Genomic DNA, 18234 nt, shown 5'->3' with positions numbered 1-18234 from the left:
TCGACCCCATGCGGCGACTGTCGGCTCCATGCCGTAGGGTGGTCCCGCGGCAAACTTGAGATATATCGCGAGCACGATCACCATTCCGGGGCAGGAGGCACAACGGTGACCCAGGCGCAGGACGCGACGGCGCGCCCGAGCGGGACGCATACTTTCGGCGGCACGATGATCTCGGCCGTCGGGCTGGCCAAGACGTTCAAGACCAGGCGCGGCGAGGTCGAGGCCGTGCGCGGCGTGGACCTCGAGGTGAAGGCGGGGGAGATCGTCGGCTTCCTCGGGCCGAACGGCGCCGGGAAGACCACCACCCTGCGCATGCTGACGACGCTGCTCGAACCCACGGCGGGCACCGCGATCGTGGCCGGAGCGGATCTTCGGCGCGAGCCGGCCGAGGTGCGACGCCGGATCGGGTACGTCGGCCAGGGCGGCGGCACCGACGGAGCGTGCACGGTCGCCGAGGAACTGGTCACCCAGGCCGAGCTCTACCGGATCGGGGCCGCAGAGGCGCGCGAGCGTTCGCAGGAACTGCTGGTGCAACTGGAGTTGGCCGGTCTGGAGGACCGCTACATCAAGACGCTGTCCGGCGGCCAGAAGCGGCGCCTGGACATCGCCCTCGGCCTGGTGCACGCGCCCGCGCTGGTATTCCTGGACGAGCCGACGACCGGTCTCGACCCGCAGAGCCGGGCCAACTTGTGGTCGCACGTGCGGCGGCTGCGCGACGACCTTGAGACGACCGTGTTCCTGACCACGCACTACCTCGAGGAGGCGGACGCGCTGTGCGACCGGATCCTCATCATCGACTCCGGCCGCATCGTCGCCGAGGGGACGCCGGAGGAGCTCAAGAGCCGGATCTCCGGCGACCTGGTCACGATCGAGGTGGACGACGATCCGGCCGCCGCGCTCACGGCGCTTGAAGGACTCGAGGGAGTGCGGGAGACCTCCACGTCGGGCCGCGTGCTGCGGGTGGTCGTCGACTCCGGGGGCCAGATCCTGCTGGGCATCATGCGCGCGATGGACGCGGCGAGCGTACCCATCGCCTCGATCCAGCTGGCCCGGCCAACCCTGGACGACGTGTTCCTCACCCTGACCGGCCGCTCGCTGCGCGACGACAGCCCCGCTACTGCTAACGCCGCCGCTCCCGAGCCCGAAGCCGCGTCCTGACCCGGCGAGTCAAAATGACCGGTCGTCTTGATCCAGCTGCCACGCGCAGTCACCCTATGGCGAATCCTGACTCGACACGGTCGTCAAAATGACCGGTCGTCTTAGAATCGTCGCCGCGCGTAGGGGTCCGTCAATGTGCCCTGACCTGGCTAATTCAAAATGACCGGTCGGCTTAACTTGGCCGCCGCCCGCCGCCCGCCGCCCGCCGCCCGCCGCCCGCCGCTGTCCTGACCTGGTGGGCGAAAATGGCCGGTCGTCTTAAATCGACCAAACTGCCGCCCGCCGCCCGTCCGGCCCCGAATCCTCCGCAAGCCCGAGTCCCAGGAGCCCCACGATGAACGTCCTGCGCGACACCATCCTGATCTTCCGACGGCAGCTGCGCCTGTCGCTGCGCAACCCCGCGTGGCTCATCATCGGCGTGATCCAGCCGATCCTCTACCTCACCCTGTTCGGCCCGCTGGTGAAGCACTTCGTCGGCGCGCCGGGCGCCTCCTCCGACCAGGCCTGGAAGATCTTCGTGCCCGGGCTGCTGGTCCAGCTGGGCCTGTTCGGCTCGCTGTTCGTCGGCTTCGCCATCATCGCCGAGTACCGCGCCGGGGTGATCGAGCGGATGCGCGTGACCCCGGTCAGCCGCTTCGGCCTGCTGTTCGGCCGGGTGCTGCGGGACGCCGTGGCGCTGCTCGCGCAGTCCGCGATCCTCATCGTCACCGGGATCCTGATGGGCCTGCGCGCCCCGGTCGGCGGCGTGTTCTACGCCCTCGTCTTCGTCCTGCTGCTCTCGGTGAGCATGTCCTCGCTGTCGTACGCCCTCGGCCTCGCGCTCAAGAGCGAAGACGCGCTCGCGCCGTTGCTCAACTCGGTCGCGGTGCCTGTCCTGCTGCTTTCCGGGATCCTGCTGCCGCTCACCGAGCAGTCCGCGCCGACGTGGCTCTACGACATCTCTCGGATTAATCCGTTCCGGTACATCGTTGACGCGATGCGGCAGGTGTTCCTCGGTGAGTACGCGAACACGACCGTCCTGTGGGGCGCATTGGTCAGCATCGCGCTCGCCGGGGTCTGCGTGATGGCCGGAGTGCGCCGTTTCCAGATCGAAAGCGCCTGAACCCGGCCCCGACCGGCGAAAGGAAGGCACGATGTCGCAGGAGACCGAGACCAGGGGACGGGTGCGGATCGAGCCCGGGCGCAAGCGGGTGCGGGCGTATCTGAACGGCGCACTCGTCGCCGACACGGTCCGGCCGTATCTGGTGTGGGAGGCCCCGTACTACCCGACGTACTACATCCCGGCCGAGGACGTGCGTGCGGAGCTCAAGCCGACCGGCAAGACCGAGCGCTCGCCGAGCCGGGGCGACGCCGAGGTGTTCGACGTCGCAGTCGGCGGGCGTACCGCGTCCGGCGCGGCCCGCCGGCACGCCGAATCGCCCGTCGAGGCGCTGCGCGACCTGATCCGGATCGACTTCGGCGCGATGACCGAGTGGTTCGAGGAGGACGAGCCGATCTACGTCCACCCGCGCGACCCGTTCACCCGAGTCGACATCCTGGGCAGCTCCCGCCACATCCGGGTGGAGATCGACGGGGTCACGGTGGCCGACTCGCACCAGCCGCGCATCCTGTTCGAGACCGGCCTGCCCCCGCGCTACTACCTGCCGCTGACCGACATCCGCATGGACCTGCTCACGCCCACCGAGACTCAGACACAGTGCCCTTACAAGGGGACCGCCACCTACTGGTCCGTCGACACCGGCACGGCGGTGCACGAGGACGTGGTCTGGGGCTACCGCACGCCGCTGCCCGAGTCGCAGAAGATCGCCGGCCTGGCCTCCTTCTACAACGAGAAGGTCGACATCTACGTGGACGGCGTCCTGGAAGAGCGTCCCAAGAGCAAGTTCTAGACGCTGTGCTCTAGAGACCGTGCTCTAGAAACCGTGTTCTAGAAGCCGCGTTCTAGACACCGCCCACTGATCTCGACGGAGGAGAAGCAGGGGTCTGAGAGCGTGGCCGGGCGGCGCACCGTCGCGCGAGTGGGTGCATGCGCTCGCGATTGCCGGGTAGTGCGAGGGCTCGTTTTCTTCGCCACCCGGTAGTTGGAGGTGCGTTCGTGCCAGCGCTCTTGACCACGTCTTCGGTGCCCGTCAGGTCGCCGCGAAGTGTGGAGATACCGTTAAGGTCCCCGCGGGCTTCTCTGGAATCGCGCCCACTCAAGGCGCGGCGACCATTGACGGACCGGGAGATCCAGGTGCTTTCCCTGATCGCGGACGGCCTGACCAACGAGGAGGTCGCGCACCGGCTCGGCATAGCCCGCCATACCGTCAAGAGCCACATGTCGCACATCCTCGACGCGCTCGGCGCCCTGAACTCGGCGCACGCCGTCGCGATCGCGCACTGCCGCGGCCAGATCGAGCAGCGCCGCGACATCCCGTGGAACTCCGAGGTGTCCCACCGGGAGGTCCAGGTCCTGGAGGGCGTCGCGGGCGGGATGACCGACCTGCAGATCAGCCGCAAGCTGTGGGTCTCCCAGCACACGATCAAGTCCCACCTGCGCCGGATCTACGGAAAGCTGGGGGTCTGCTCGCGGGCGCAGGCGGTGGACGCGGCGTTCCGCAGCGGGTTGCTGGTGGTCCGCGGCAGCCGAGTGGGCCGCTGACCGGCTGCTGGACCGATTTCGAAGCTGCCCCCCGTTTGGGCGGCGCGATTCCGGTTAACAAGAACTTCGGCCTGTCGGGTGCCTCCCCCCTCCCCCGGCAGGCCACTACATTTGCCGCGCCTGGCGCCGGGGCGCGGCAGACGTGTGCAGGGACGGCGGCCGACGTCCGTAGGCCTAGTCGGCGGGCCGAATTAGTAAATGCGCGATCAATCGCCGCACGATAGCCTCGGCAGTGGCGGAGGGCAGCACAGGCGCCCTTCGAAGATGTCAAGAACACTGCGGGGACCTGTTGATACCGCTGGCCGAGAGCGAGATCAGACGCTCATTCGTCAACTGCTCGCGCGGCGAGGCCCGCTCGCTTTCGCTGCCCGCCGCGTTCAGCCGGGTGGACTGGGCTGATCAGGACTTCTTCGGTTGGCGCGACCCTAAGGCACCGCTGCGCGCGTACATCGTGGCCGAGCGGGATAGCGGGCTGGTCGGCATCGCGTTGCGGACCGCCTCGGCGGGGCGCAGCCAGATCCGCGCGGCGATGATGTGCGACCTGTGCCGCACCGTGCACGAGGCCGGCTCTGCGGGGCTGTTCGTCGCCCCGGTCGCGGGCGAGGCGGGAAAGCAGGGCAACACCGTCGGGCTCTACATGTGCGGCGACCTCGCGTGCAGCGCCTACGTGCGCGGCACGCTGCGGCCGACCGTCCGGCCCCAGGCGAACGACGCGGTTGCGCCGGCGGAACGGATCGCGGTGATGATGGCCAACCTCGACCGGTTCCTCAACCGGGTCACCGCCGTGGGGGCGCAGCCGGGCGCGGACGAGGGCTTAGGCGCGATCGTCCACTGACTCGGGTCCCGGTTCCGCCGCGACCGTTGCTGGGGAAGCCGGCACGGGCGGAGCGGGCGGGGGCGAGGGCGCCGGGGGTGCGGCGAACGAGACCGCGATCTGCGTGTCCGCGTGGCGGCTCTGCGCTTGGGCGTACGAGGCGTAGGCGAGGCGGTCGCCCTGCTCGAGCCCGTGCGGCTCCAGCGCCCGCGGCCACAGCCGTTGCGCCCGCACGACGTCTGCCTCCAGCACGAGAAGCGTGAGCTGCGCCTGGATGTGCAGCCAGGCCAGCAGTCCGAGTACCAGACCGAACAGCCCGTAGACCTGCTCGGCGTGCCGCAACTGGTGCGCGATGAGGTAGCCGCCGAGCGTCAGGAGCGCCTGCCAGATCACCGCCGCCGCGCACGCCGACCGCACGAAGTCGCGGGTCGGCACCTCGTGCCCGATCGCCAGCCGGAATCCGAGCACGAAGAACGCCGCGTTGATCACCGTCGAGACCGCCAGGCCGCCGGCCGTCACCGCGGCCCCGCGGTGCCCGAGCACGCTCGCCACCCCGGACAGCGCCCCGGTGACCAGGATCGCGCCGCCGACCACGACCGGCAGGATCAGGGCCCGCAGCTGGCGGCCCCAGAACGGCGGACGGCGGGTGAACGGGATGCCCCACACAGAGTTGAACGCGTTCTGCACCGACATCGCCAGGCCCCGCGCGCCGAACGCGGTGCCGATCAGTCCGACGACCGCACCGAGGCCGGTGCGGTTGAGTGAGTGGATGTTGCCCTTGAGCTGATCACCGATGATCGGGAAGTCCACCAGTGCCGAGTGCAGCACCCACTGCTGCGCGGCTGGGCTTCCGTGCAGCACGATCCCGAGCGCCGTCACCAAGATCAAGAGCAGCGGGAAGATGGCCAGGAACGCGTAGTACGCCAGAAGCGCGGCGAGGCTCCAGGCTTGGTCGTCGTCGAACTTCCGATACACCGCGATCCCGAACTGCGCGACCCGCGAATGCCTTTGGAGCCGGTCGAGCCATCGGAGCAGGGGGTCCAGATCCACGTCAGCGCCTTCCAGCAGTCGGCTCCAGCACCGCACGCGCCCGCACGACCCCGGCTTTAGCCGATGGCGATGCCCGTGCGGTACCCAAGTCATACGGGTCGATTCGCTCGGCTCCTGGCAGCAGTGAACAGTTTGGCGGCGTCGGGAGTGGTTACCAGAGGCGACGGGACGGCGTCCGTCGGGTTGCGAGTGACGAGGATGAGCGGTGAGGGCGTGACGTGACTGGATTCAGCGGCGGCGACGCCGTCGACGAGTACCGGAGAGTTCTGCTCAGCGCAGCGCGCGACCGGGTGGTGGCGGAGGCCGAGGCGGAGGTCTGCGCCGCCTGGGCGACTGAGCTCGCCCACGTCGGCCACATGACCAAGGTCGGCGTGGCCACGGCCCGCGCCGCCTGCGAGGCCGCGCGGACGCTGGTGCGGGCCCGGCAGGAGATCGGCGACGGGCGCGGGCTGTACGAGGCGCAGCGGCAGCTCGAGGTGGCCGAGGAACAGGCGCGGCAGAGCCTGGAAGCGGCAGACGCGCTGCTGGAGATCATCAGCGAGGAGCAGGAGCTGATGTCCCGCGCGGCCGAGGAGCGGCTGCTGATGGCCGGCGCGCACCGGGTCAGGATCCGGTCGGCCTGGGAAGCGGCCAACGGCACTCTCCCCGCCGAGGTCGCGCAGCCGACGCCCGCTCCACAGCCCGCGCCGCCCGTACCCGACGAACCAGCGGATCCGCGCGCCGGCCGCAAGCGCCTGCGCAGGGCGAAGGGCGCTCCCGGCTCATGGCGTATCGGCGGCGCCGGAAACGCACTGTGAGCTGACCGGTCGGCCAGCTGAACACCGCCGGGATGGCTGGTGCGGTGTCCACCAACCTTAACCGGGCGTCGGAACTGCGAGAGCCGTGCTCCACCGAAGTCGCCAACCCGGCGAACGCTGGTGGACACCGCACGAGGCGTCGGTTCGGGTCCTGCGCGAGGCACGAGGCGCCGGGTGGTGTCCTACGCGGGTTTAAGACGACCGGTCGTTTTCACCTCGCACGCTGGGACGCAGCTGGGGCTCCCGGCGTGCGGCGCCCAAGCTCGGCCGCTCGTTTCGGACGCCGCTCGTTTAGGACACTGGCTTGAACGGACGGCACTCAGCTCGCGCTGTGCACCGTGTGGTCTCGCATCGCGTGCACGCCACGCGGCTGCGGTGCCCGGCCGCGCGGCTGGATCGGCGTCGGGCGCTCCGGCGGCTCTGGGATCTCCCGGCTCACCGTCTGCCCGGCGCTCAGCGTGATCGCCGTGCCGTAGTGCCGGATCTCCAGATCCTCGCCGCTCTCCAGGGTGTAGTGGGCGGACTCGGGGTCCGTCTCGACCCGCACCACCGCCCCCCGCACCAGGATCCGGAAGGCCAGCCGCTTCCAGCCCGGCGGCAGCCGCGGCGCGAACGACACGCCGCGATCGTCGTGGTGGCGCATCCCGCCGAACCCGGCCACCAAGGCGATCCAACTGCCCGCCAAGGACGCGAGATGGAGCCCGTCGGCCGTGTTGTGCTCCAGATTCTCCAGATCCATCAGCGCGGCCTCGCCGAGGTAGTCGTAGGCCAGCTGCAAGTGACCCAGTTCGGCCGCCATCACCGACTGGCTGCACGCCGACAGCGACGAGTCGCGCACGGTCAGCCGCTCGTAGTAGGAGAAGTTGCGCGCTTTCTCCTCCTCGTCGAAGGCGTCACCGCGCAGATGCAGCGCCAGCACCAGATCCGCCTGCTTGATGACCTGCTTGCGGTAGAGGTCGAAGTAGGGGAAGTTCAGCAGCAGCGGATACTCGTCCGCGCTGGTGGCCTCGAAGTCCCACACCGCGTGCTTGGTGAAGTCGTCGGCCTGCGGATGCACGCCGATCGCCTCGTCGTAGGGGATGTACATCCCCTTCGCCGCCGCCCGCCAGTGGTCGGTCTCCCCCGGATCGACGCCCAGCCCGGCGGCCAGCTCGGGATGGCGCGCGGCCACGTCCGCCGCGGCGGCCAGATTCCTCTGCGCCATCAGGTTCGTGTAGACGTTGTTGTCCGCGATCGCGCTGTACTCGTCGGGCCCGGTGACGCCCTCGATGCGGAAGCGCCCCGCGCCGTCGAAGTGCCCGAGCGAGCACCACAGCCGCGCGGTCTCGACCAGCAACTCGAGCCCGGCCTCCCGGTCGAAGGCGTGGTCGCCGGTGGCCAGGTAGTAGCGGATCACCGCGTCGGCGATGTCGGCGTTGATGTGGAACGCGGCGGTCCCGGCCGGCCAGTAGCCCGAGCACTCCTCGCCGGCGATGGTCCTCCACGGAAAGGCCGCACCCTGCAGGCGCAGCTGCTTGGCGCGGTCGCGGGCCAGGGGCAGGGTGCGCTGTCGCCAGCGCAGCGCGTCGGCAGCCGCGGCGGGCGCGGTGTAGGTCAGCACCTGGAGCACGAACGTCTCGGTGTCCCAGAACGCGTGGCCGTCGTAGCCGTTGCCGGTCAGCCCCTTGGCCGGGATCGACCGCTGCTCGCCGCGCGCTGACGCCTGGTGGATGTGAAACAGCCCGAAGCGCACCGCCTGCTGGATGTCCGGATCGCCGTCGATCTCGACGTCAGCGTGCGACCAGTAGTCGTCGAGGCAGCTGCGCTGGTCCGCGAGCAGGCCCTCCCAGCTGGTCTGCAGCGCCGCCGCGAGCGCCGCCTCGACCTGGGCGCGCAGAGCGGGCAGTGACCGCTCGGCCGACCAACCGTAGGCCACGAACTTCACCACCCGCAGCACCTCACCGGGTTGCAGCAGCACCGCCGCGGTGAACCGGCCCAGATCCTCCCGGCTCTCGGTCTGGGTCAGCAGATTCTCCGGGCCCTCCACGATGTGGTCCGCCACCGCGGCCACCCGCAGGCCGCTCTTGCGCACGGTGTGCACCAGCCCGACACGGCTGCCCATTTGCCCGTGCGAGACGCCCACCAGCGGCTCGGCCAGCACCCCGGCCGCGCGCGGATCATCACTGGCGGCCGGGAGCTCCTCATTGGCGACCAGCTCCGACTGCACCACGACCCGGGCCGCCTCGCCCACCGCCTCGACCTCGTAGAGCACGGCCGCGATGGCGCGCTGGGTGAGCGAGACCATCCGGGTCGAGCGGACCTTCACCCGGCGTCCGGCCGGCGACTCCCACTCCACGGCGCGGCGCAGCACTCCGTCGCGCATGTCGAGGCAGCGCTCGTGCTTGTGCAGCTTCCCGTAGCGCACGTCGAACGGCTCGTCTTCCACCAGGAGCCGCATGAGCTTGCCGTTGGTGACGTTGATGACGCTCTGGCCCGACTCCGGGAGCCCGTACGCGGCCTCGGCGTAGGGGAGGGGCCGCACCTCGTAGACCCCGTTGAGGTAGGTGCCGGGCAGGCCGTGCGGCTCGCCCTCGTCGAGGTTCCCGCGCCAGCCGACGTGGCCGTTGGACAGTGCGAACAGGGACTCGCTGTGCGGCATAAGGCTCAGGTCGAGGTGCTGCTCGTACAGGCACCAGGGGTCGACCCCGAAGGCTGAGTGATCGATCACCGCGCGCTCCCCGACTCCGGCCGCTGGCCCTCAGGCAGCAGATCAGCCAGGTCGTCGACCACGATGTCGGCGCCGTTCGCGCGCAGCGCCGCCGCCTGCCCGAGCCGGTCCACGCCGACTACCCAGCCGAATTTCCCGGCCCGGCCGGCTTCCACCCCGGCGAGGGCGTCTTCGAACACGGCGGCTTCCCCGGGCCCGACTTCGAGCGCGCGGGCGGCGGCGAGGTAGGTGTCCGGCGCGGGCTTGCCCAGCAGGTGCAGCCGAGTCAGGTCATTGCCGTCGATGGTGGTGTCGAACAGGCCGTCCATCCCGGCCGCGCGCAGCACCGCGGCGCAGTTCGCGCTCGATGTGACCACGGCGCGGCGCAGCCCGGCCGCCTGCACGGCGTGCACGTAGCTGACCGAGCCCTCGAAGGGTTCGAGACCCTGCTTCGCGAGCACCTCGTTGAACGCCTTGTTCTTGGCATTGCCGACGCCCTGCACGGTCTGCGCCGTCGTCGGGTCGTCGGGCGTCCCCTCGGGCAGTTCCACTCCCCGCGCGGTCAGGAAGGAGCGCACGCCGTCGGTACGCGGTTTGCCGTCCACGTACAGCTCGTAGTCGTGCACTTCGTCGAACGGCTCGAAGGTCTTGCCGACCTGCTTGCCGTACGCGGCGAGGAACGCGTCGAAGGTCTGCTTCCACGCCGCGGCGTGGATCTTCGCCGTCTGGGTGAGCACGCCGTCCAGATCGAACAGGCAGGCCGTGATCTGCTTGGGGAGGCCGAGGTCGCTGAGATGGTGGTCGTCGTGCGGGCGCGGTTCCCCCGGGAGGCCTTCTTCGGTCGCGGACACCTCGCGTGCTCCTTCCCACCCCGACAGGGTGCGGCAACTCGTTGTGAAGCGGCCTTTCCAGACTAAGCGGCTTCGGCCGTACTGCGCTTCTCCCGCGGCGGCCCGTCGGATTCGGCGGCCTTGTGGCGGCGCCCGGCGGCGCGGCGCAGGCGCTCGGTCTCCGTGGTGCCGCCCCAGATTCCGTAGGGTTCGCCGGTGGCCAGCGCGAAGGACCGGCAGGCGACGCGCACCGGACAGTACGCGCATACCGCCTTCGCCGCCGATTCGCGGAAGCGGCGCTGGGCCCGCCCCTCTCCCTCGGGAGCGAAGAACAGCGACGAATCCACCTGGCGGCACGCACCGCGTTCCTGCCAGGCGACGTCCAGCCTCGTATACACGTCGGGAGCGCTGCGGGGCCGGGCGGCGCGCGGCACGGGGGCGAGCGTGGCCAGAACTTCGGACCCGGACGGGGACATGCGGGCCGCCTCCTCGAATTGTGTCGGCGCTTGTGGGGGAGGCACCCCACTCTCCGATTGCGACCAGGTCAAACTTCAGTGCGCAGGTCACCGTTTGGAATGTGGCGGAACGGTTATGCGGTCGCTCGGACCACGGGTTGGACGGTGCCTGAAAACGGCGCCGCGACCCGGGACCTGCCGCCGACGTGTCACCCGGCGTTAGGGTGCAATCGGGAGGACAGATCAAACCCAATGCTGATAGACCGGACGAGGGGACGCAGCGGATGGACCGCTTTTCCGTGAGCGCCGGCGAGTCCGGCACCGGACGCTTTGTGGTGAGCGTGCGCGGCGAGCTGGATTTGGCCGCCGCCGAGCGCCTGTGGATGGAACTCGAACCGTTGATCGTCCCAGAGGCCGTCGTCGTGCTGGACGGCACCGAGATGACGTTCCTGGACTCCAGCGGATTGCGGGTGCTGCTTCAGGCGGCGAAGCGGGCTTCGGCCTCGAAGGCTGTTTTCCGCCTGGTCGCGCCGCAGCCGCCGGTGCAACGCGTGCTGGAACTGGCCGGGACCGCGGGCTTTCTGGACACCCGCGACGATGTGCAGTCGGCCCTGGCTGGTTGACAGTGGGCGACGAGGGAGGAGAAGTCGCGATGTACCAGGAGATCCAGCCGGAGTCGGCTGATCCGGAGCGCGCGAAGCCGGACGGCGAACCGGTGGCGCCCGAGCGCGGCCCGAACGGTCCGGCGCTGAGCACGGTGGCGCTGACCATCCCGGCGGATCGAGACCAGGTGGTGCTGGTCCGGTCGGTCGCCGCGCACATCGGCGTGCGGCTGGGCCTGACCGTCGAGGAGCTGACCGACCTGCGGCTCGCGGTGGACGAGGCGTGCGGGGTGTTCCTGCTCTCCCCGGACTTCGGCGGCCTCGGCGAGGCGCTGGACTGCCGGTTCGAGGAGCTTCCCGGCGACGACGGCGCGGCCGGCACGCTGGTCGTGACGGTGTCCGCACCGGTCGGCCCGACGCTCGGCCCTGACGAGGACGACATCGGCTGGATCATGCTCGGCGCGCTCGTGGACGAGTTGACCTGGCGGACCGAGAACGGTCTCGGCACCGTCAGGCTGGTGAAGCTGCTGGCCGGGCGGGAGGTCTGATGCAGCACGACTCCCGGAAGGAGAACGCAGTCTCTTCGAAGAGCACGCCGTCTGAGAGCACTCCGTCTGAGAGCACTCCGTCTAAGAGCACTCCGTCTGAGAGCACAGCGCACTCCAAGGACATGCCGCCCAGGGACGCACCGGCCAAGAACCCTGAGCCTGCCGAGGACAGCGGCTCGCCGAGCAACTCCGTCTCGCCGCACGCCGAACGGCGCGCCGAGACGATGCGGCTGTTCCACGAGATGAAGAAGCTGCCGCCCGACGATCCCGAGCGCGAGCGGATCCGCGAGGCGATCATCCGCGACCACATGCCCTACGCCCGGCACATCGCGGTGCGCTACGGCGGACGCGGCGAGGTCGTCGAGGACTTCGTCCAGGTCGCCTATCTCGGCCTGGTCAAGGCCACGGACAACTTCGACCCCGACCACGGCACCGGGTTCCTCGGCTACGCCACGCCGATGATCCTGGGCGAGATCAAGCGGTACTTCCGCGACGCCACGTGGGACGTGCACGTGCCGCGCCGGATGCAGGAGCTCAGCAGCGCCCTGCGCAAGGCCACCGAGCAGCTGACCCACGACCTCGGCCGCTCGCCGACCGTGGCCGAACTCGCCGAGCGGCTCAAGGCGGACCCCGAGGAGATCACCGAGGCGCTGGACGCGACCGAGGCCTATACCACCGCGTCGCTGGACCGCCCGGTGCGCATGGAGTCGGCGAGCGCGACCCTCACCGACTTCCTCGGCGACGACGACCCCCGCTTCGACGCGGTGGTGAACCGCGAGGTGCTCAAACCCCTGCTGGCCCGGCTCGGCGAGCGGGACAAGCGGATCCTGCTGATGCGGTTCTTCCGCGGGATGACGCAGTCCGAGATCGGCAATCAGCTGGGGGTCTCCCAGATGCAGGTCTCCCGGCTGCTCTCGCGGATCCTGGACGAGCTGCGAGCAGGCTTCGGCTAACGTTTGTCGGCGCGCAGCGCGCACCAGACGGTCTTGCCGCCGTCCGGTCCCGGCGCGACGCCCCAACTGTCCGCGAGCCGGGAGACGAAGTCCAGGCCGTGGCCGCCGAACGCCCCGGGCTCGTGCTGCCGCGGCAGCGGCAGCACTGGGCTCCCATCGTGCACCGAGAGCCTGAGCCAGCCGTCGCCGAGTCGTAGTTCCACGTCGAGATCCGTGCCCGCGTGCAACACCGCGTTGCTGACCAACTCACTGAGGGCGAGCCCTGCCGTAGCCGACAGCCACTCGGTGTGCCAGGCCGAGCACGCCGCTGCGAGGAAGTCGCGCGCGCTCCGGGGCGCGGTCACCTCGGCAGCGAGATGGACGCTCCTGGTCAGAGGCGGTTCTGGCACCTCGCTCTCCCCTGTGTCGACCGGGGCCCCCGCCGCCGCGCGATAGGCGGCGTACAGGTGGGGCGTTGGTACCCGCACGGCCGGGGGCCGCGGACCGGTCCCGACCGCGCGGTGCCTCTGCTCTCTGCCCGGCCCGTCGTGAATAATGCGACCTGACGTGAAAAGGCGATCACAGCTAGAGGTAGCCCGAAGATGGCCAAAACGGCGGCGAGCGGGGAACCCGCGCCGTCCCGCGCGGCAGAGGTCGACGACCTCAGCCGCGTCATCGAGATACAGCGACGCGCTGAGGCACGGCTGCGCGCTCGCTTCCTCGAACACGGGGTAGTAGACCAGGCCATCGGCGCCCTGATCGCGCGGCTCGACTGCTCGCCGCAGGAAGCCTTCGACCAACTGCTCGAGATCGAGCGCCGCTCCGGCCGGGACCTGCTCGAGGTCGCCGCGGAGATCACCGGGCGCGGCGGCGAGCCGCTCGGACGCACCCGGCTGCCGATGGCCGAGGCGGTGCCGAACACAGCGGTATCGAACATAGGGGCATCGAACACAGCGGTATCGAACACAGCAATATCGAACCCAGCGGTGCAGGTGCCCCGGATCGAGCGCGCCGCGGACGCCGACGAGGTCGCCCGGCTGCTGCTGGCCGACACCCTCGCCTGGTCCGGGGCGAACCTCGCGGGCATCGCGCTGCTCCTGCCGGACGGCGCGCTCGAACTGGTCGGCACGGACGGCGTGCCCGCCGGGGTGGCCAGCCAGTGGCGCCGGATCCCACCGCGAATGGACTGCCTGCTGAACGTGGCGGTGCGCCAGCGCTCGGTGGTGTGGGCGGAGGCGGTGCGCGGCAAGCAGGCTGCGCTGCTCGGCGAGGCCGGCCCGGGCGGTGCCCCGGTCGGGCGGCTGCATGCCGCGGTACCGCTGTGGCTGGGCCGCCGACTGATCGGCGTGGTCGAGATCGGCTGGCCGCCCACCACCTCGTTCAGCGCCGAGGTGCGCCGCGAGATAGCGGCGGTGGCCGGGACCGCGGCGCAGGCCGTGGTACGCGCCCGCCGGCTTCCCGCGGAGGCCGAGGGCTTCTCCGACGACTGGAGCCGCCCGGCCGACCTCGACCGGCTCCGAGTGATCATGGACCTGGCGTGGGAGCCGATGCTGTTGCTCGCCCGGATCCCGAACGCGGGCGGCCGCTCCACCGGCCTGGGTATCGTCGCGGTGAACCGGGCCGCCCTCGAGCTGATCGCGGCCGACACCCGCGAGTCGACCGAGGACCTGGCGCCGGCGACGGTCACGTTCAACCCGATCGGCCGCCGGCTCGCCGAGACGCTGCCGTGGGTCTCGACCTCCGGTGCTTACGAGGCGTTCCGCGAGGTGCTGCGCACCGGAGTGCCCTTCCGCGACCCCGAGCACACCTACACCGACTCCGCCGAAACTGAGCGGCGCCTTCGTACGATCTCGCTCAGCGCCACCCGCCTCGACGAGTCGAGCCTGCTGGTCAGCCTGCGCCCGACGGACGAGGGAGACGCGGACCCGCTCCGGGCGGCCCGGCTGCAGCGGATGACCGGCGCCGGTTCCTGGGAGTGGGACGTGCAGGGCCGGGTCGTGCACTGGTCCGCCGAGGCGCTGCTGGCGCTCGGCGCGCGCATCGCACCGGGCCCGGTTCCGGTGGACCGGCCGCCGTACGCCGTCCACCCCGACGACCTGCCCGAGCGCGACCGGCTGGTGCGCGACCTCACCCTGGAGGGCCGCCCGGGGCAGGCGGAGTTCCGGGTGATCCTCCCGGACGGCGCGGCGCGGCATGTGCGCTTCGCCGGCGAGCCGATCCTCGGCGAGGGCGGAGCGGTGGTCTCGGTGTTCGGCACCGTCCAGGACGTCACCGAGCGGCGCCGCGCCGAGACCGCCCTGGAGATCGCGCACATCCAGCTCGCCGCGCAGCGCAGCCGGGCCGAATCCGAGCGCCAGCTGGCCAACCTGCTGCAACAGGTGATCATGCCGGTCGAGCCGATGCGCATGGAGCTGGCCGCGGGCGTCGAGGTGGCCGCCCGCTACCGTCCGGCCAGCGCGGGCGTGGGCGTCGGCGGCGACTGGTACGGCATCTTCCCGGTGTCCGGCTCCCGGCTGCTGCTGACCGTCGGCGACATCGCCGGGCACGGCTTCGGCGCGGCCACCGCGATGGCCAGACTCTTCCACGCGCTGCACGGCCTCGCGGTGACCGGCGAGGACAGCGACCGGCTGTTGACCTGGCTCAACGGGGTCACCTGCGAGCTGGCCGGATTCACCATCGCCAGCGCGGTCGCCGCCCTCTACGATCCGGCGGACCGCCGGTTCTGCGTGGCGAACGCGGGACACCCGAGCCCGGTGCTGGTGCGGTCCGGAATGGCGCGGACTATGCCGCGCCCCGGCGGCCCGATGCTCGGGCTGGACCCGGACAGCGAGTTCGGACAGGAGACCGTGATCCTGGAACCGGGCGACGTCGTGCTGCTCTACACCGACGGCCTGATCGAGCGGCGCAAGCACACTCCCGACGAGGACACCAGCAGGCTGCTGGCGGACGCCGCGCATGTCGACGACGACCTCGACGCGTATGTGGACCGGCTGATGGCGCACGCCGCGTCCGACACCGACGACGACGCGTGCCTGCTGGCGGTGCGGTTCAGTTAGCCGCGCGCATCCCCGGCGTACGGGGAGTCCGCCCCGGCCGGTTCCCGGATCGTGCGCCTGATCAGCCCGAGCAGCGCCGCCACGTCCACCGGCTTGGTCACGTACTCGTTCGCTCCGGCCGCCAGGCTCTTGTCCCGATCCTCACGCATCGCCTTCGCGGTCACCACGATGATCGGCAGGTCGGCGAACTCGGCCGTGGCGCGGATCTTCCGCGTGGTCGCGTAGCCGTCCATGCCGGGCATCATCAGGTCCATCAGCACCAGGGCCACGTCGGGCTGCTGCTTGAGCACGTCCAGCGCGCGCAGGCCGTTCTCCGCGTGAATGATCGTCAGCCCGTGCAACTCGAGCGCGCTGGTCAGCGCGAACACGGTGCGCATGTCGTCATCGACGAGCAGCACCTTCTCGCCGCGGAAGCGTGTCGCCGCCCGGCCCGGCTCGCGCTCGTTCAGCAAGCCGTCGGTCCGGGGCAGGGTGGTCAGCAGGTGCAGGGTCAGCCGCTCGGCGACCTGCGGGACCGAGCTGACCGGCTCGATCCGGTGCCGCCCGCCGCCTGCCGCCGCCAGCCGCTCGGCCGCGCCGCCGTCCGGCGCCGCCCCGACCACCAGGAGCAGCAGATCAGACCCCGCTTCGGCCAGCTGGTCCGCCACGGCCTCGGCTTCGGCCTCCGCGGTGGCCTGGTCCAGCAGCACGGCGACCGCGTTGCGGCCGGCCAGCGCCGAGGCGATCGCGTCGGCGCCGGGTGCTGCGACGACCTCGACCGGTTCCTTCACCCCGGCCAGCCCTTCGACCGTGGCCTCGGCGGCTTGGAGCAGTGCGCCGCTCCCCCCGGGCTCGACGACGAGGATCACTATGGTGGCTGGAGAGGCCAGGCGGGACCGCGCCGCGCCCTTCGAGTCCGGCGCGGCCTCCGCTCGCTCCGCCGCCGGTTCGACCGGCAGCCGCAGGGTGAACGTGCTACCCCGGCCCATCGTGCTGCGCACCCGCAGGTCCCCGCCGAGCAGCTGGGTCAGCTCCCGGCTGATCGACAGGCCGAGGCCGGTGCCGCTGAACTGCCGGCCGGCGGTGCCGTCCGCCTGCTGGAAGGCCTCGAAGATGACCCGCAGCTTGTCCTGTGGGATGCCGACGCCGGTGTCCGTGACCGCGAACTGCACGATGCCGGGCGCGTCCGGGTCGGGGCCGACGGCCAGCGACACCCGGCCGTGGTCGGTGAACTTCACCGCGTTCGACAGCAGGTTGCGCAGGATCTGCTGGATCCGCTGCCCGTCGGTGACGAGCGCCTCGGGGGCGCCGGCCGCGAGGGAGACGGTCAGTTCCAGGCCCTTCTCGGCGGCCAGCGGCCGGAACGTGTCCTCCAGATAGTCCACCAGCTCGGCCAGGGGCAGCCGCTCGGCGCGCACCTCCATGCGGCCGGCCTCGACCCGGGACAGGTCGAGTATGTCGTTGATCAGCTGGAGCAGGTCGGAACCGGCCGAGTAGATGGTGCGGGCGAAGTCCACCTGGCGCGCCGACAGGTTGCCCTCCGCGTTCTGCGCCAGCAGCTCGGCGAGGATCAGCAGGCTGCCCAGGGGCGTGCGCAGCTCGTGCGACATGTTCGCCGTGAACTCGGACTTGACCCGCGAGGCCAGCGCCAGCTGCTGGGCGCGCTCCTGCAGGGCCGCGCGGGCCTGCTCGATCTGCGCCGTCTTCAGCTCGATGTCCGCGTTCTGCCGCTCCAGCAACTCGGCCTTTTCCGCCAGCTCGCTGTTCGATGCCTGCAACTCCTCCTGCCGCGCCCGCAGCTCGGCGGTCAGCCGCTGGGATTCGCGCAGCAGCTCGTCGGTGCGGGCGCTGGTGGTGATGGCATTGACCGCGACGCCGATGGGCTCCTTCAGCTGCTCCAGCAGCTCCACGCGCACCGGGGTGAAGCCGCCCACCGCGGCCAGCTCGATCACCCCCAGGATCTGGCCCTCGTACTGCACCGGCAGCACGATCACGCCGACCTTGCCGCTGTCGCCGGTGCCGGAGGAGACCCTCATATAGTCGTCCGGGGCGCCGTCCACCTCTATGCTCTGGCGCGCTGCGGCGACTTGGCCGACCAGCGACTGGCCGAGCGCGTAGAGCGGTTCGCCGCCGGGCGGGTACGGGCACGCGTAGCCGGCGATCATCCGGAGCCTGACGTCGGCGTCCGCGACCGGCTCCCCGGCGAGCACCGGCCCGTCCGCTGTCTCGGCCAGGAAGAACGCCCCCTGCTGCGCCCCGACCAGCGGAGTCAGCTCGTTCATCACCAACTGCGCCATCGCGACCACGTTGCCGTGGCCCTGCAGCAGGCCGGAGATCCGGGCCAGGTGGCGGCCGAGCCAGGTGCGCTCCTCGTGGGCGCGGGTGGTCTCGTTGAACAGGGCGCAGATCTCGGCGATCTCGTCGTCGCCCGAGGCCACGACCCGGCTGCGCAGATCGCCCCCGCTCACCGCCCGCATTGCGCTGAGCAAGCGGATCAGGCGCGGATCCGGCGCGTTAGTCAACTGCCCTCCTCGGCTCTCCGGCACCGGGAAGGCGTCCTTGAGGACCCTGACTCCCTGGGCGGCACACCCTGTGTTGATGGCGCGATGGCGTCCCTTTCCGCACTATATCCAGCCACGTGCGCGATGAAGCCGCCGCGGTACCGAACAGATTTAGCAACGGTCCG

Annotated in this window: 16 protein-coding genes; 10 read left to right on the top strand and 6 right to left on the bottom strand. The window is 70.8% G+C overall.

Translation table 11 applies throughout. The features are described from left to right. The first annotated feature begins 165 nt into the window (after positions 1-165). The 5 genes from VGZ32_RS07090 to VGZ32_RS07070 all read left to right on the top strand — a co-directional run bounded on the left by VGZ32_RS07090 (position 166) and on the right by VGZ32_RS07070 (position 4634). Positions 166-1158: an ATP-binding cassette domain-containing protein gene (locus VGZ32_RS07090; RefSeq protein WP_349263525.1), complete on the top strand. Its 993-nt coding sequence runs from the start codon at positions 166-168 to the stop codon at positions 1156-1158. Between the two features lie 334 nt (positions 1159-1492). Further along, on the top strand, positions 1493-2260 hold the full coding sequence (locus VGZ32_RS07085; protein WP_326885048.1) for an ABC transporter permease: 768 nt from the start codon (positions 1493-1495) through the stop codon (positions 2258-2260). A gap of 31 nt (positions 2261-2291) precedes the next feature. Further along, complete coding sequence (locus VGZ32_RS07080) at positions 2292-3047, top strand: DUF427 domain-containing protein (protein ID WP_326885047.1); 756 nt, start codon at positions 2292-2294, stop codon at positions 3045-3047. Positions 3048-3370: 323 nt separating this feature from the next. Continuing rightward, positions 3371-3799 carry a helix-turn-helix transcriptional regulator gene (locus VGZ32_RS07075; protein WP_326885046.1) on the top strand — a complete coding sequence of 143 codons (429 nt, stop codon included), beginning with the start codon at positions 3371-3373 and terminating at the stop codon, positions 3797-3799. 289 nt (positions 3800-4088) lie between these two features. Next, positions 4089-4634 (top strand): FBP domain-containing protein, encoded by a 546-nt coding sequence (locus VGZ32_RS07070; RefSeq protein WP_326885045.1) that lies wholly within the window; start codon positions 4089-4091, stop codon positions 4632-4634. Here the strand turns inward: VGZ32_RS07070 and VGZ32_RS07065 are convergent. Beyond that, on the bottom strand, positions 4614-5663 hold the full coding sequence (locus VGZ32_RS07065; RefSeq protein ID WP_326885044.1) for a YihY/virulence factor BrkB family protein: 1050 nt from the start codon (positions 5661-5663) through the stop codon (positions 4614-4616). The genes VGZ32_RS07070 and VGZ32_RS07065 overlap by 21 nt on opposite strands. Positions 5664-5881: 218 nt before the next feature. On the opposite strand from VGZ32_RS07065, the gene VGZ32_RS07060 reads away from it, so the two are divergent. Then, complete coding sequence (locus VGZ32_RS07060; RefSeq protein WP_326885043.1) at positions 5882-6460, top strand: hypothetical protein; 579 nt, start codon at positions 5882-5884, stop codon at positions 6458-6460. A 319-nt stretch (positions 6461-6779) separates the two neighbouring features. Here the strand turns inward: VGZ32_RS07060 and VGZ32_RS07055 are convergent, their stop codons facing one another. From VGZ32_RS07055 to VGZ32_RS07045, 3 genes are all read right to left on the bottom strand, one after another. Further along, positions 6780-9167 (bottom strand): glycoside hydrolase family 65 protein, encoded by a 2388-nt coding sequence (locus VGZ32_RS07055; RefSeq protein WP_326885042.1) that lies wholly within the window; start codon positions 9165-9167, stop codon positions 6780-6782. After that, on the bottom strand, positions 9164-9913 hold the full coding sequence (locus VGZ32_RS07050; RefSeq protein WP_349263524.1) for a beta-phosphoglucomutase family hydrolase: 750 nt from the start codon (positions 9911-9913) through the stop codon (positions 9164-9166). Before VGZ32_RS07050 ends, VGZ32_RS07055 begins: the two co-directional genes overlap by 4 nt. Positions 9914-10059: 146 nt before the next feature. After that, complete coding sequence (locus VGZ32_RS07045; protein ID WP_326885040.1) at positions 10060-10452, bottom strand: WhiB family transcriptional regulator; 393 nt, start codon at positions 10450-10452, stop codon at positions 10060-10062. Between the two features lie 278 nt (positions 10453-10730). Between VGZ32_RS07045 and VGZ32_RS07040 the strand changes: the two genes are divergently transcribed. The 3 genes from VGZ32_RS07040 (at position 10731) to VGZ32_RS07030 (ending at position 12534) form a co-directional block, all read left to right on the top strand. Continuing rightward, positions 10731-11054: an STAS domain-containing protein gene (locus VGZ32_RS07040; RefSeq protein ID WP_326885039.1), complete on the top strand. Its 324-nt coding sequence runs from the start codon at positions 10731-10733 to the stop codon at positions 11052-11054. A gap of 29 nt (positions 11055-11083) precedes the next feature. Next, the gene (locus tag VGZ32_RS07035; RefSeq protein ID WP_326885038.1) at positions 11084-11581 is read left to right on the top strand and encodes a hypothetical protein; all 498 of its coding nucleotides are present in this window, start codon (positions 11084-11086) and stop codon (positions 11579-11581) included. A gap of 122 nt (positions 11582-11703) precedes the next feature. Further along, positions 11704-12534, top strand: coding sequence for a SigB/SigF/SigG family RNA polymerase sigma factor (locus VGZ32_RS07030; protein ID WP_326885037.1), 831 nt, complete (start codon positions 11704-11706; stop codon positions 12532-12534). Here VGZ32_RS07030 and VGZ32_RS07025 read toward each other — a convergent pair. Further along, on the bottom strand, positions 12531-12923 hold the full coding sequence (locus VGZ32_RS07025; RefSeq protein ID WP_326885036.1) for an ATP-binding protein: 393 nt from the start codon (positions 12921-12923) through the stop codon (positions 12531-12533). The genes VGZ32_RS07030 and VGZ32_RS07025 overlap by 4 nt on opposite strands. Positions 12924-13115: 192 nt before the next feature. On the opposite strand from VGZ32_RS07025, the gene VGZ32_RS07020 reads away from it, so the two are divergent. After that, the gene (locus VGZ32_RS07020; RefSeq protein ID WP_326885035.1) at positions 13116-15569 is read left to right on the top strand and encodes a SpoIIE family protein phosphatase; all 2454 of its coding nucleotides are present in this window, start codon (positions 13116-13118) and stop codon (positions 15567-15569) included. On the opposite strand, the gene VGZ32_RS07015 is transcribed toward VGZ32_RS07020, so the two are convergent. Continuing rightward, a complete protein-coding gene (locus VGZ32_RS07015) occupies positions 15566-18070 on the bottom strand; it encodes an ATP-binding protein (protein WP_326885034.1) in 2505 nt (834 codons plus the stop codon). The two genes, VGZ32_RS07020 and VGZ32_RS07015, sit on opposite strands and share 4 nt — an antisense overlap. Positions 18071-18234: the final 164 nt, after the last annotated feature.

Origin of the sequence: Actinocrinis sp. (assembly GCF_035938995.1) — a bacterium.
Classification (GTDB): Bacteria; Actinomycetota; Actinomycetes; order Streptomycetales; family Catenulisporaceae; genus DASZGI01.
The sequence above is the reverse complement of the archived record's forward strand: the minus strand, read 5'-3'. Positions and strand labels throughout refer to the sequence as shown.

Bases quoted from the DNA above. Each gene is read 5' to 3' on its own strand.
- VGZ32_RS07090 (WP_349263525.1), top strand. From the start codon at position 166: ATGATCTCGGCCGTCGGGCTGGCCAAGACGTTCAAGACCAGGCGCGGC.
- VGZ32_RS07085 (WP_326885048.1), top strand. From the start codon at position 1,493: ATGAACGTCCTGCGCGACACCATCCTGATCTTCCGACGGCAGCTGCGC.
- VGZ32_RS07080 (WP_326885047.1), top strand. From the start codon at position 2,292: ATGTCGCAGGAGACCGAGACCAGGGGACGGGTGCGGATCGAGCCCGGG.
- VGZ32_RS07045 (WP_326885040.1), bottom strand. From the start codon at position 10,452: ATGTCCCCGTCCGGGTCCGAAGTTCTGGCCACGCTCGCCCCCGTGCCG.
- VGZ32_RS07035 (WP_326885038.1), top strand. From the start codon at position 11,084: ATGTACCAGGAGATCCAGCCGGAGTCGGCTGATCCGGAGCGCGCGAAG.
- VGZ32_RS07030 (WP_326885037.1), top strand. From the start codon at position 11,704: ATGCCGCCCAGGGACGCACCGGCCAAGAACCCTGAGCCTGCCGAGGAC.
- VGZ32_RS07020 (WP_326885035.1), top strand. From the start codon at position 13,116: ATGGCCAAAACGGCGGCGAGCGGGGAACCCGCGCCGTCCCGCGCGGCA.